Origin of the sequence: Aquabacterium sp. (assembly GCF_004297345.1) — a bacterium.
Taxonomy (GTDB): Bacteria; Pseudomonadota; Gammaproteobacteria; order Burkholderiales; family Burkholderiaceae_C; genus Aquabacterium.
The window spans coordinates 1-13,089 of sequence record NZ_SCTN01000384.1 but is presented as its reverse complement, the minus strand read 5'-3'; the positions used below and the strand labels follow the sequence as shown (position 1 = coordinate 13,089).

Annotated in this window: 9 protein-coding genes; 1 reads left to right on the top strand and 8 read right to left on the bottom strand. The window is 63.1% G+C overall.

Going from position 1 to position 13,089, the window contains the following annotated elements; translation table 11 throughout:
• The 5 genes from EPO09_RS14590 to EPO09_RS14570 all read right to left on the bottom strand — a co-directional run.
• On the bottom strand, positions 1–363 hold a 363-nt coding region (locus tag EPO09_RS14590; protein ID WP_290644052.1), incomplete at its 3' end, for a cation-transporting P-type ATPase.
• Positions 356–2,908, bottom strand: a complete 2,553-nt coding sequence (locus EPO09_RS14585; protein ID WP_290644051.1) for a transporter substrate-binding domain-containing protein — start codon at positions 2,906–2,908, stop codon at positions 356–358. The genes EPO09_RS14585 and EPO09_RS14590, both read right to left, overlap by 8 nt.
• A gap of 114 nt (positions 2,909–3,022) precedes the next feature.
• On the bottom strand, positions 3,023–3,796 hold the full coding sequence (locus EPO09_RS14580) for an enoyl-CoA hydratase (RefSeq protein ID WP_290644050.1): 774 nt from the start codon (positions 3,794–3,796) through the stop codon (positions 3,023–3,025).
• Positions 3,797–3,945: 149 nt separating this feature from the next.
• The gene (locus EPO09_RS14575; RefSeq protein WP_290644049.1) at positions 3,946–5,274 is read right to left on the bottom strand and encodes a pectin acetylesterase-family hydrolase; all 1,329 of its coding nucleotides are present in this window, start codon (positions 5,272–5,274) and stop codon (positions 3,946–3,948) included.
• 162 nt (positions 5,275–5,436) lie between these two features.
• Positions 5,437–6,429, bottom strand: coding sequence for an AraC family transcriptional regulator (locus EPO09_RS14570; RefSeq protein ID WP_290644048.1), 993 nt, complete (start codon positions 6,427–6,429; stop codon positions 5,437–5,439).
• Between the two features lie 165 nt (positions 6,430–6,594).
• Between EPO09_RS14570 and EPO09_RS14565 the strand changes: the two genes are divergently transcribed.
• The gene (locus EPO09_RS14565) at positions 6,595–8,271 is read left to right on the top strand and encodes an FAD-binding oxidoreductase (protein ID WP_290644047.1); all 1,677 of its coding nucleotides are present in this window, start codon (positions 6,595–6,597) and stop codon (positions 8,269–8,271) included.
• Between the two features lie 18 nt (positions 8,272–8,289).
• Here EPO09_RS14565 and EPO09_RS14560 read toward each other — a convergent pair whose 3' ends face one another.
• The 3 genes from EPO09_RS14560 to EPO09_RS14550 all read right to left on the bottom strand — a co-directional run.
• Positions 8,290–9,147, bottom strand: a complete 858-nt coding sequence (locus EPO09_RS14560; RefSeq protein WP_290644046.1) for an alpha/beta fold hydrolase — start codon at positions 9,145–9,147, stop codon at positions 8,290–8,292.
• A gap of 333 nt (positions 9,148–9,480) precedes the next feature.
• Entirely contained in the window at positions 9,481–10,704 is a 1,224-nt protein-coding gene (locus EPO09_RS14555) for an acetyl-CoA C-acyltransferase (protein WP_290644045.1), read from the bottom strand.
• Positions 10,705–10,722: 18 nt separating this feature from the next.
• Positions 10,723–13,089, bottom strand: a 2,367-nt coding sequence (locus tag EPO09_RS14550) for a 3-hydroxyacyl-CoA dehydrogenase/enoyl-CoA hydratase family protein (RefSeq protein WP_290644044.1), incomplete at its 5' end; no start/stop codon positions are given.

Sequence of the window (13,089 nt, the reverse complement as noted above, 5' to 3'; positions counted from 1 at the left end):
TCCGGCAATGCGCTTGCGCTCGCCATTGCGGATCACCAAGGCCCGAGGGCTGCTCAAATCACGCAGGGCTGCCAGAACACGTTCGGTGCGGGCCTCCTGTACAAAAGAGATCACCAAAGTCAGCGCGACAAAAGCCAGCAACATGCAAGCCTCGCCCACATCCCCCAAAGCCAGGTAGATGCCGCCGGCCACCAGCAACAGCCGCAACATCGGCTCGCGCACCAGTTCAAGGGCGATGCGCCAGGCCGTGCGCTTGCCGGCTTGAGGCAACTCATTGGGGCCGTGTTGTTGCCAGCGGGCCTGGGCCTCCGCTTCGCTCAGGCCGGCCTGAGCATCGACGTCAGCGGCGCCAGACTCAGGCAAGAGAACTCCCGAGCCGCTCGTGCAACAACATGTCGATGTGCGTGACCTTGATGGGCTTGGGCACGTAATCGTCAAAACCGGCGTCACGGATGCGCTGCACATCCAGTGGCATGGCGTTGGCCGTCACGGCGATGACAGGTGTGGCCCGGGTTTGGGGATCGCTGCGCAACTGCCCCAGCACCGCATAGCCGTCTATATCGGGCAGGTGGATGTCCAGCAAGATGAGATCGGGGCGGCGGCTTCTGGCCTGAGCCAGTCCTTCTCGGCCCAGAGGCGCCGTCAGAAGACGCACGCCCTGGTGGCGCGCCACAATCTGGGACATGAGTTGCAAGTTGGCCGGGTTGTCCTCCACATACAGCAGGGTGGCCATGCGAGGCGATGGCGTGGCGCCAGCAGCAGGCACGCTGTCGCCCGGTTGGAAGGTGGCCAAAAGCGACTCGCTGTCCACAGCCATCGGCAACATGGCTCGCGGCAGGTCCACCCAGAAGGTACTGCCCTCGCCCTCCTGGCTGAGAACACCCATGGTGCCGTGCATCAACTCGGCCAATCGCCTGCACAAGCTCAGCCCGATACCTGAGCCCTCTATCTGCCCTGACTCTGCACCCAATCTGTTGAAAGGCTGGAACAGCTGATCGAGGTGCCGCGCAGCGATACCAGGCCCCGTGTCGCGCACACTGACGCGGATGGCGCCCTCACCCTGTATTGCGGCCTCCAGCCACACCTGCCCGCCTGGGCGGTTGTACTTGACAGCGTTGGACAGCAGGTTGAGCACCACCTGCCTGACCCGCGTGGCATCTGCCATCACCGCCAGACCGTGCATGCTGCCCATGCTCAAGGTGATCTGTTGCTGATTGGCCAATGGCTGCATCAGCGCGATCACTTCTCGCCCCAGATCACTCAGCGCCACCGGTTCGGGATGCAAGGTCACCCGTCCGGCTTCGACCTGCTCCAGATCCAGCACATCGTTGATCAGATGCAGCAGATGCTTGCCGGCACGCAAGATCTCCTGGACATGAGATTTGGATCGCGGTGAACTGCCCGCATCCATGTCGATGAGCTGAGCAAAACCCAGGATCGCGTTCATGGGTGTGCGCAACTCATGGCTCATGCGCGAGAGGAACTCGCTCTTGGCCTGGCTGGCGCTTTCCGATGCGTCACGCGCCTCCACCAACTGCCGCGAGCGCTCGTGCACGATCTTTTCCAGCTCGTCGCCATGACGCGCCAGGGCCTGCTCCACCAGCTTGCGATCGGTCACATCGCGCGAGAGCATGATGAAACAATCCCGCTGGCCGCCGCTCATGCGCTTGCGCGCAACAGACAGTTCAAACCAACGCTGCCCCGAAGGCAGATCCAGGCAGATTTGTGTGCCGTTGGCTGCACCGTGCTCAGCGGCTTCGTGCAAGGCCTGCATCACACCATCAGCCGCATCGGCAGACATGACGTCATGCACACGCCGCCCCAGCAGTTGCGAGGGCGGCATCACCAGCAGATCGGCCCGACTGGCCCGGACATCCACATAGCGACCGTCCAGGTCCAGCTCGAACATCAAATCGGGTATGGCCTCCAAGGTCGCATGCAACTGCGTCAGCGTTTGCTCGGCATCGTGCTTGGCCTGCGTCAATTGCCGCAAGGAGGCTGACAGCTCGCTGGTGCGCAGGGCCACGCGTCGGCGCAAGGCGATGTTCCACACACCGAGCAGCAAGGCCACACCACCCACGCCCAGCAAGGTATAGGCGCCATAGCGCAAATAGGCAGGCACGCCAGCCACCTCGACAGCCGTGCCCATCCACCGGTCGCGCACTTCACGCATCTCGGCGCTGGAGATACGCGCAAAGCCGTCCTGAACCAGCTTGTGCGTGAGCACATCGCCCTTGCGCACAGCCCAGTGAAACTGCCCGATGAACAAGGGCGGCGAAGAGCGGAACTGGCGCTCCAGTTGCTTGAGCACCAGGAAGTAGGTTGCTGGCGGCTTGTCTTCGCAGAACACGCGCACTTCGCCCACCGCCGCCGCATCGATCACGGCTTCATAGCTGGGGTACTTGCGAAAGGATTGCAGCCCCTGGTTGACGAGGTAGTCCACACAGGCGTCGCCCTCCTTCACGCCGATCGTGAAGCCTTTGAGCGACTCGGCATTCGCGATGCCCGCGATGCTTTCGTGAAAGAAGATGGGGACTTCGATGTCGCTGTATGCGGGGCCGAAGTCATAGGTCGCCTTGCGCTGCGGTGTCTCGAAGAGGGTATCGATGACATCGGCCTGACCAGACAGGATCTGCGCCTGCGCCTTGGCCCAATCCATGCCGACCAGATTGACCTGGATACCCGTACGCGAGGCCCACAGGTCCCAGACGTCCTTGCGCAGGCCCTGCAGGCGCCCGGCATGATCCCGGAACATATAGGGCGGGTAGTTGTCGTCCACGACAACCGTGATGCGCTGCGGCGCGGCCTGCTGCGCATGAGCAGAGATGCTCAGCCCCACAAACATGTACAACAGCCACGCCACCATGTGGCTCAACTTGCGCCACAGGCCAGATTCACAGACTGACATCCGAATGCTTCCCTTTTTGGGCTGCACGGACAAGGAGCTTGTCCGATAAGCTTTATGGAGCGCATTATCGCGTGAGCCAGGCATGTTGCTCGCCTTGCTCACGCCGCCATCAGATCAGCACTTGGAGAAGTCGGGTTTGCGCTTTTCCATCACGGCGCTAATGGCTTCCTTGGCGGCAGGGCCTTGCAACAAGGCGCCGAAGTGCTTGAGCTCTTCGGTCATCACGGGCGCCAGTTGGGTTTGCGCCATATTCATCAACTGCTTGGTCACGCGCAGCGAGGCCGCAGGCTTGGCGGCCAGCTTGGCAGCTTGCGCTTGCGCATAGGCGTTGACTTCATGCGGCGGCACGATGCGGTTGATCAAGCCCATTTCCAGCGCCTCTTCGGCGTAGAAGGCCTCGCCCAGCATCAGCTTTTCGGCGGCCTTGGGGTAGCCCACGATCTGCGGCAGCAGCAGGCTGGCACCGGCTTCAGGGCACAGGCCCAGGTTCACGAAAGGCAGGCTGAAGGCGGCGTTGTCACCGGCGTAGACCAGGTCGCAGTGCAGCAGCAGCGTGGTGCCGATGCCAACCGCCGGGCCAGCCACAGCGGCCACGATGGGCTTGGGGAAGTCGCGGATGGCATTGAGGAAGCGCACCACGGGTGGCACTTCAGCGCCAGGCTTGCTGATGGGCGGGTTGTTGAGGAAGTCAGCCAGGTCGTTGCCGGCCGTGAAGATCTCGACGGCGCCCTGGATCACGGCCACGCGCACGCTGTCGTCCGCCGTGGCGGCTTCCAGCTCTTCAGCCAGGCGGGTGTACATCGCCGTGGTGATGGCGTTTTTCTTGTCCAGACGGTTGAAGGTCAGTGTCAGTACACCAGCTTCACGGTGCTGCAGGATCTCGCTCATGGCCCTATGTCTCCAGGATCAACCAAGTTTTCGGGGAGCCTGAATTAGACGCCACTTTCGGGTGGTTTGCACGACAGGTGCATGCAAGCTTTGGCGACAGAAAGCACGAAGGCCCGGCATGGCCGGGCCTCATTCAACGCGCCAGGGCGTCACAGTCCGAAAAGTGCGTAGAAGGCCGTGTTGACCCAGCTGATCAGCGCGATGCCGCTGGGGTTGGGCGTGGTGCGCTGTGTTTCATACGCGCGGATCAAAGGCTGGCTGGGGTCCAGCAGGTTGTCCACGAACACACCCACATCAGCCAGATTGGCCTCCTTGATGCCCGTGCCGGCAAACGAGGCCGTGGTCAACGTATGCGCCTTGAGGAAATCACGACCGTAGGGGATGTAGTAGCCCGTGTTGCTGTACGGCTTCATTGCATCCACCCAGGTGCCAATCTCCTTGACCCATTTGGTTTTGAGCAGGGCGTCGCGCTTGGCGCCAGCCGGCACGGCCGCGATCTCGGGGTAGAACTTGGTGTACGAGAAGGACGAGAACACGGCGTCCGCCTGGAAGATGGCGTAACCCAGGCGATCCTGCGGGAAGACCTTGGCCAGGCCGGTGGTGAGGCTGCCGAGGTTGTCTACCGTGCCAGCCGTCGGGAAGGTCGCGATCATGCGCGAAGCCAGGCCGTTGTCACCATCCAGGCCCCAGGCCACGCGGATCTTGTTGTGCAGCAGCACAGAGGGTGCCTCCTCAGGTGAGGCATTGCGGTCCACCTGGAACAGCGGCCCCGAATCAGCCAGCATGGCCGACTGCTTGGGCTGATCGGCCAGACGGATCAGGCCATACATGGCCGTCGCGCCCACGCCGCCCGCCGAGAAGCCCGTGACCAGCAACTGATCCTGCTTGGGTAGGTAGCGGCCCACCCAGTTGGCCACAGCCTCACCGTTCTTGAAGCCTCGGTGGTAATAGGTGATGGGGTTGGCCGGGTCGGCATCGCCGTAAGTGGCCACCTTGTTGCCGGTGTGCACGTCACCGGTGCAGTAAGGCACGTAAACGATGTTCCAGCTCTGGGTCTGCACCTTCTGCAAGGGATGGGTGCGCGAGGTAAACGGTGTGATCAGACCGCCCAGCGCCAGGCCGGTGCTCATGTAATTGGTGGGGATGCCTTTGTAGTTGGTCGCGCCCAGCACGCCATCCTTCATCTGGCAGGCGTTCTGCTCCCAGCAGGCGCCACCGCCTTCGAACATGATCACCGTCTTCTTCGCGTTGGCCGCTGTGGTGGTGCGGTTGACGAAAAATCGATAGGGCGAGCCATTGCCGCAACTGGCACCAGAAGCAGCAGGGGCCTCGATGGCTTCCCACTTGTTGAAGGTGGCGGGCGCCGGGCCGACGTTGCCGGTGGTGTTGGGCACCCAGGGGGCGGGCGCAGCCCAGGTCGACGAGGCAACAACAAGGGTCAAGGCGCTCAAGGCGCCGTGCACGATCTGGCGGGGCATGACAGTCTCCGAGTTGGACACGCCAGCGCCTGGGCAAGGCAAAACAGGGCGTCTCTTCCAATTGATTTGCCTCACATTCTGGCGAGTCGATTAACGCGCCACATCGGTGCAAACGTCATAGCCTGATCAGGGGGCGCGTTTACACCGATTCGCTGCACGGAGTCATCGAAGGCTGCGAGAGCGCCAGGCCTGAGGCGTATCGGCCGTCCACCGCTTGAAGGCCTTGGTGAATGCGCTCTGGTCGCTGTAGCCCAGCATCATCGCCACCTCGCAGACCGACAAGGCGGGGTCCCGCAGATACTGCCTGGCGAGCTGCTCGCGTGTGCGGTCCAGCAGCATCTGCCAGGTCAGGCCGTGATCACCCAACCTGCGCTGCAAGGTGCGCGCGGACTGGTTCATCATCTGCGCCAGCCGGTGCACGGACACCCCGCCCTCCGGCAACACACGCAGCAAGAGGCGCTGCACGGCCTGGTCAAAATCCCCCGGCTCGGGCAAGGCTCGCAACAGGGCTTCAGCCTGGCCGTCCAGCAGCACGCGCAAACCGGGTTCCGGGTGCCGCATGGGAATCTGCATGTAGGACACGGGGATCCGCACTCGCGTGTGGCTGTCGCCAAACACCACCGGGCAGGCGAAGAAGGCTTCGTAACACTGGCGCAGATCCGACGCCGCTTCATGAACAAAGCTGATCTGCAATGGCCTGGGTGGATCGTCCACCTGGCGGCTCATGAAGGTCACCAAGGCGCCGATGGAGACCTCGTTGAACATCGGCCCCTGCTCTGCTGGCGGCCAGGCGATCTCGACCTCATCGCCATGCCAGCGCACCTGGGCCAGGTTGGCGCCGTAGAACAGGCGCTCATACGCCAGATAGACGCGCATGGCCTCGCCCAGGTTGTCGGACGCCGCCACCAGATAGCCCAGCACGCCCAGGTGACGTGGCTGCACACCCGCCCCGATCTGCAAGCCCAGCGCCGGCACACCCGGCCGCAAGGCTGCCGCCTGCGCCAAGGCATCACGCCACACAGGCAAGGGCACCACATCGTCGGGCGAAAAGCGCGCCAGTTGGGCTCGCAACCTGGGTGCGGCCAGGCTTTCGCGGTCCAGCCAATCCGTCAGCAGCCCTGTCCAGGCGCCGGTCACCCTCATCAAGCCATTCACATCCGGTACTCCACTGCCTGCCGTGGCAGTTGGCCGCATTGTCACCAATTATCGGAAAGATGGCGCGGATTAACTATCAACATGGTGCGCGCCTGCCTACAGTCGTCATCCAGAACAAGCCATGTTCTGGACACCCGCAGAACAGACACGGAAAGGACCGCCACGATGAATGTCACGCTCTCTCGCCGCCCGCTTCGCCGCTTCTGGGGTTGGGGCGCCGCCTCCGAACAGTTGACGCAAGATGAGACCGCCCGCATCTCGATGATGGTGCAGATGCTGGGTGGCCAGATCACGGATCGCCCCGAGCCCCAGGTTGGCGATTTCGTGCTGCCCGCGCCGCGCATCGCGCCACCTGCGGCCTTGTCTGCCATGTTCACCGACAGCCCGCTGGATCGACTCAATCACGCCATGGGCAAGAGCTACGCCGATCTGGCTCGCATGTGGTTGCGCCAGGTGCCCCACGTGCCTGACTGGGTGGCCTACCCCGATGACGAGCAGGCCGTGATCGACATCCTGGACTGGGCTTCGCGCCACAATGTGGCCGTGATCCCCTACGGCGGCGGCTCCAGCGTGTGTGGCGGCGTGGAAGCGGCCGTGGGCGCGAGTTATGCCGCCGCCGTGTCGCTCGACATGGAACGCCTCAACCGCGTGCTGGAGGTCGACCCCAGCAGCCGTGCCGCCCGCATCCAGGCCGGTGCATTGGGCCCTGAGCTGGAAGCGCAGCTCAAGCCACATGGCTACACCTTGCGCCACTACCCTCAGAGCTTCGAGTTCTCGACGCTGGGCGGCTGGATCGTGACCCGCGCCGGCGGCCACTACGCCACGCTGATGACGCACATCGATGATCTGGTCGAGAGCACCCGCATGGTCACGCCATCGGGCGTGTGCGCCTCTCGCCGTCTGCCTGCATCCGGTGCCGGCCCTTCGCAAGATCGCCTGGTGCTGGGCTCGGAAGGCACGATGGGCGTGGTCACCGAAGCCTGGATGCGACTGCAGGAGCGCCCCCGCTTCCGCGCCAATGCCTCGGTGCGCTTCACGGACTACAAACAAGGCGTGCAATGCGTGCGGGCCTTGGCGCAATCGGGCCTGTATCCCAGCAACTGCCGCCTGCTCGACCCAATGGAGACCGTGTTCTCCGGCGTAGGTGATGGCACGGCAGCCGTGCTGGTTCTGGCTTTCGAGTCAGCGGATCACCCGATGAATGAATGGATGCGCCGCGCGCTGGAACTGGTCAGCAACTACGGTGGCAGCTATGACGCCGAATCGGTCGAACGCTCGATGCGCGATGAAGGTGGAGAAGAGCACCGCAGCGGCACCGCTGGCGCCTGGCGACAAGCCTTCCTGCGCATGCCCTACTGGCGCGACCCGGCTGTGGGCAACGGCCTCATCATGGACACCTTCGAGACCGCCACCACCTGGGACAAGTTCGAGGCCTTCTACAAGGGCGTTCGCAAGGATGTGGCGCAGGCCGTGCAGCAAGCCACCGGCCACCCGGCGTTCGTGTCCTGCCGCTTCACGCACATCTACCCGGATGGCCCTGCCCCCTACTTCACCATCGCGGCCTTGGGCAGCGCGCAGGGCGATGTGGCCTCGGCCCTCGTGGCCTGGCGCGAGATCAAGCAGGCCGCCAACGAAGCCGTGATCAAACACGGCGGCACCATCACCCACCACCATGCGGTGGGGCGCGACCATCGCCCGGGCTATGAGCTGGAAACCCCCGCGCTGTACCGCCAGATGCTGCAAGCCGCCAAGGCCAGTGTGGACCCGCAAGGCATCCTCAACCCGGGCGTGCTGATCGACCCGCGCGATCGGCAGGTTGGCATCACAGGCGCCTTGGGCTGAGATAAAGGCTGCGCACCATCAGGCGGGTGACAAGCCCAGCCAAGGCAAGCTCAGGGCCCAGCCACGTGGCCCGGTCCTGGCATGAAAGAAGTTGAAGTGCCCGACAGCACGCAAGCCTTGCTGCTCGGGGCGCAAGACTTTGAGGTCCACCTGCGTGCCCGTGTAGTGGCTGTGCATGGCTTTGACACCACGCGGGCTGGCCATCGTGTCGTCGGTGAACACCACTGCCGTGATGGGCAACTTCACGCTGGCATAGGCCTGCCGCACGGCCTCGCCTTCGCTGACGACAAAATCCGGATGGCTGCACCAGCGCTTCCATTGCGCCACGACGCCACGCGGCAGATCGTCCACGGTGCGAATACGGCGCCCGGCAAAGTAGCCGTGCCGGGCCACACTCAAAGGCACGATCACATGCCAGAAGGCGCCGATCACATAGCGCAGAGGCCGCGCCAGATGCTCGTGATAGCCGCTGCCACTGCCCAGCGTGGCCACACGGTCGATGCGAGGATGCGCGGGCATCATGCCGAACAGGATGCCTCCCATGCTGTGACCGAACCAGGTGATGGGCAAGCCAGGATGACGTTGCGCCACCAGGGCCATCACGGCAGGGGCATCATGGCGTGCCCAATCCACCAACTTCGCTTTGTAGCCGACCAGACTGGGCGGCGCTGACTGAGCCATGCCACGCCAGTCAAAGGTATAGACGACGCAGCCTTGCTGCACCAGCCAGCCTGCATAGCGTTCGTAGAAGGTTTGCGGCACGCCCAATGCGCAGGCGATGATGACTGCGCGGCGCACATTGACGCCGCCATGCGGTCTGAAACAACGACCTGCCAGCATGTGGCCATCGTCCGTGAGGATGTGCAGGGCTTCCATGTTCTTGTCTCGCTCGGTTTCTTGACCGTTTTGAAATTCTCACCCCGCCACGGTGTGTCGCGGGATGGCGGTGGAGTGGGCCTGCGAAGCGACCATTCGCGGTGTCCTGATCAGCAGCATGGGCAGGCTCGTGTTCAAGAGGCAACGGCGAACAAGCTAGGTGGTGCCCCGCGTCAGGAGCGGCGCAGGCCCACGCCGCCGCCATCCCGAAGCTCACACCGTCACCCACAAAAAAGCCCGCAAGGATCACTCCATTGCGGGCTCTTGCAGATCAAGCTGCCATCAATCAGACCTCAACAAGCGCCCGATCAACAACAAGCCTGAAAGCCATCATCACAGGCTGTCAACGCGCTCGAAGATGCCAGCAGCGCCTTGGCCGGTACCGATACACATCGTCACCATGCCGTACTTGCCGCCAGTGCGACGCAGACCGTGCACCACGGTTGCAGCGCGGATGGCACCGGTTGCACCCAGGGGGTGACCCAGAGCGATAGCGCCGCCCATCGGGTTCACCTTGGCGCGGTCCAGCACGTGGCCCTTGCTGTCCAGATCCTTCAGCACAGCCAGAGACTGAGCAGCGAACGCTTCGTTCAGCTCAACCCAGTCCATGTCCGAAGCCTTCAGGCCAGCGTATTCCAGCGCCTTGGGGATGGCTTCGATCGGGCCGATACCCATGATTTCTGGAGGCACGCCCTTCACGGCGAAAGCCACGAACTTGGCCAGAGGTGTCAGACCATACTTCACGCAAGCTTCCTTCGAAGCCAGGATCAGGCAGCCAGCGCCGTCAGACGTCTGCGACGAGTTACCGGCCGTGACCGAACCCTTGGCAGCGAACACGGCACGCAGCTTGGCCAGACCTTCCACGGAAGTGTCAGGACGAGCGCCTTCGTCACGGGTGATGGTCTTCTTGGTGATCGTCACTTCGCCTGTTTCCAGGTTAGGCGTACGCACTTCGATTTCGATCGGCGTGGTTTCAGCGTCGAAGAAGCCAGCTTGCTGCGCAGCGATGGCGCGGCGATGCGATTCAGTGGCAAAAGCGTCCTGCTCTTCGCGGGTCACCTTCCACTGCTCGGCCACCTTCTCGGCGGTCATGCCCATGCCGTAGGCGATACCGACGTTCTCGTCCAGGTCAACGACCTTGGGGTTGAACGAAGGCTTGGAACCGCCCATGGGAACCATGGACATCGATTCCACGCCACCGGCGATCATGACTTCGGCTTCGCCAACACGGATGCGGTCAGCAGCCATCGACACGGCAGTGATACCGGCCGCGCAGAAGCGGTTCACGGTGGCACCGGCCACAGTCTTGGGCAGGCCAGACAGCAGCGTGGCGATCTTGGCCACGTTCATGCCTTGTTCGCCTTCAGGCATCGCGCAGCCAACGATGGCGTCTTCGATGGCAGCAGGATCCAGCGTGGGAACTTGCTTGAGGGCGTTCTTGATGGTGGCGACCAGCAGATCGTCAGGGCGGGTGTTCTTGAACACGCCACGGCCAGACTTGCCGATCGGGGTACGGGTGGCGGCAACGACGTAAACGTCGCGGAGTTGCTTAGACATAGATTTGTCTCCGATCGATCAGTTGCGGACAGGCTTGCCGGTCGACAGCATGCCCATGATGCGTTCTTGCGTCTTGGGGTTGTCCAACAGCGCGCAGAAGTGCTTGCGCTCCAGGGCGTGCAGGTATTCCTCGCTCACCAGGGTGCCAGCATCCACGTCGCCACCGGTCAGCACGTCTGCGATGCAGGAGCTGATGTAGTAGTCGTGTTGCGAGATGAAGCCGCCGTCACGCATGTTGATCAGCGACGATTGCAGCGTGGCCTTCACGTTGCGGCCGGCCACAGCGAATTGCTTCTTGGCAGGCGCGCGGTAGCCGGACTCGAACATGGCCTTGGCTTGGGCGATGGCCACGTACAGGACTTCGTCCTTGTTAGGCACAACGATGTCGCCGTCCAGCAGGTAGCCGAACTTGCGCGCTTCGATGGCAGAGGTTGCCACCTTGGCCATGGCCGCAGCCTGGAAGCCTTCCTTGACGAAGCCCATCAGCTCGGCGCCAACCATGCCGGACACGCCCTTGGACGCTTCGACTTGCTCAGCAGCACGGCGAGCCAGGTAAGCCAGACCGCCGCCGCCAGGGATCAGACCCACGCCGACTTCGACCAGACCCACATAGGTTTCCATGGCAGCCACGCGCTTGGCAGCGTGCACAGCCAGTTCGCAACCACCACCCAGGGCCAGGCCGTGCATGGCAGCAACGGTCGGCACATTGGAGTAGCGCAGCGACAGCATGAAGTCCTGCAGTTGCTTCTCGAACGGGGCGATGGCCTTGCCACCACCGCTCATGAAGGCGGGCATCATGGATTGCAGGTCGGCACCGGCAGAGAAGGGGCCGTCTTGCGTCCAGATGACCATGCCCTTGTAGCCGGACTCAGCGATTTCCAGACCCTTGGCCAAGCCTGCGGTCACTTCAGCGCTGATGGTGTGCATCTTGGACTTGATCGAAGCGATGACCACTTCGTCGTCCAGGGTCCACAGGCGGATATTGGCGTCTTCGAACAGGGTCTTGCCAGCGGTGGCAGCGTTCGGGGCTTGCGAGCCCAGGACGTTTTCACGGAAAGCCTGACGCTTGTAGACGGGCAGATCACGGATCGGCACGTACTTGCTGGTCTTGGGCGACCACGAACCTTCGGCGGTGTGCACACCGTCGCGGCCGTCGAACACCCATGCGGGCAGCGCCACCTTCGACAGGGCCTTGCCTGCGTCGATGTCGGCCTTCACCCATTCAGCCACTTGCTTCCAGCCGGCTTCTTGCCAGATTTCGAACGGGCCTTGCTTCATGCCGAAGCCCCAGCGCATGGCGAAGTCCACTTCGCGAGCGGATTCGGCGATCGATTCCAGCGTCACGGCAGCGTAGTGGAAGGCGTTGCGCAGCAGGGCCCACACGAACTGGGCTTGCGGGTGAGCGGACTCACGCAGGGCCTTCAGGCGCTCTGCAGCGGGCTTGCGCAGGATGTCGGTGACTTCCTTGTCAGCCTTGCCGCCAGCAGCCACGTACTCGCCGGTTTCAGGGTTGAACTGAAGGATGGCCTTGCCTTCCTTCTTGAAGAAACCAGCCTTGGTCTTCTGGCCAAAGTTGCCCAGAGCCAGCAGCTTGTCCAGCGCCACGGGGTTTGCAAAGCAGGCGTTGAAAGGATCGTCCTTGGCGCCGTTTTGCAGCGTCTTGATGACGTGAGCCATCGTGTCCAGACCCACCACGTCGGCGGTACGGAAGGTAGCCGACGAAGCGCGGCCCATCTTCTTGCCAGTCAGGTCGTCGACGATGTCGTAACCCAGGCCCGAACGCTCGACTTCGCGGAAGGTCAGCATCATGCCGGCCACGCCCACGCGGTTGGCGATGAAGTTGGGGGTGTCGTATGCGCGAACCACGCCCTTGCCCACCACGGATGCCGAGAAGGTCTCCAGCTTGTCCACCACGTCAGGCGCAGTGAACTCGGTGGGGATCAGTTCCAGCAGGAACATGTAGCGAGGAGGGTTGAAGAAGTGGATGCCCAGGAAGCGCGAACGCAGCTGCTCGGGCAACACATTGGCCATGGCCGTGATGGACAGGCCGGAGGTGTTGGTGGCCAGGATGGCCTTGTCGTTCACGAAGGGAGCGATCTTCTTGTACAGATCTTCCTTCCAGTCCAGACGCTCGGCGATGGCTTCGATGATCAGGTCGCAACCACGCAGCTCTTCGAGGTGCTCTTCGTAGTTGGCTTGCTGGATCAGGGCTGCGTCTTCGGTCACGCCCAGGGGCGAAGGCTTCAGCTTCTTCAGGCCTTCGACAGCCTTGGTCACGATGCCGTTCTTGGGGCCTTCCTTGGCGGGCAGGTCGAACAAAACGACCGGCACCTTGCAGTTGACCAGGTGGGCCGCGATCTGGGCGCCCATGACGCCGGCGCCGAG

Coding starts and splice junctions, on each gene's coding strand:
- EPO09_RS14555 (WP_290644045.1), bottom strand. CDS start 10,704: ATGTCTAAGCAACTCCGCGACGTTTACGTCGTTGCCGCCACCCGTACC.
- EPO09_RS14585 (WP_290644051.1), bottom strand. CDS start 2,908: ATGTCAGTCTGTGAATCTGGCCTGTGGCGCAAGTTGAGCCACATGGTG.
- EPO09_RS14575 (WP_290644049.1), bottom strand. CDS start 5,274: ATGCCCCGCCAGATCGTGCACGGCGCCTTGAGCGCCTTGACCCTTGTT.
- EPO09_RS14565 (WP_290644047.1), top strand. CDS start 6,595: ATGAATGTCACGCTCTCTCGCCGCCCGCTTCGCCGCTTCTGGGGTTGG.
- EPO09_RS14580 (WP_290644050.1), bottom strand. CDS start 3,796: ATGAGCGAGATCCTGCAGCACCGTGAAGCTGGTGTACTGACACTGACC.
- EPO09_RS14560 (WP_290644046.1), bottom strand. CDS start 9,147: ATGGAAGCCCTGCACATCCTCACGGACGATGGCCACATGCTGGCAGGT.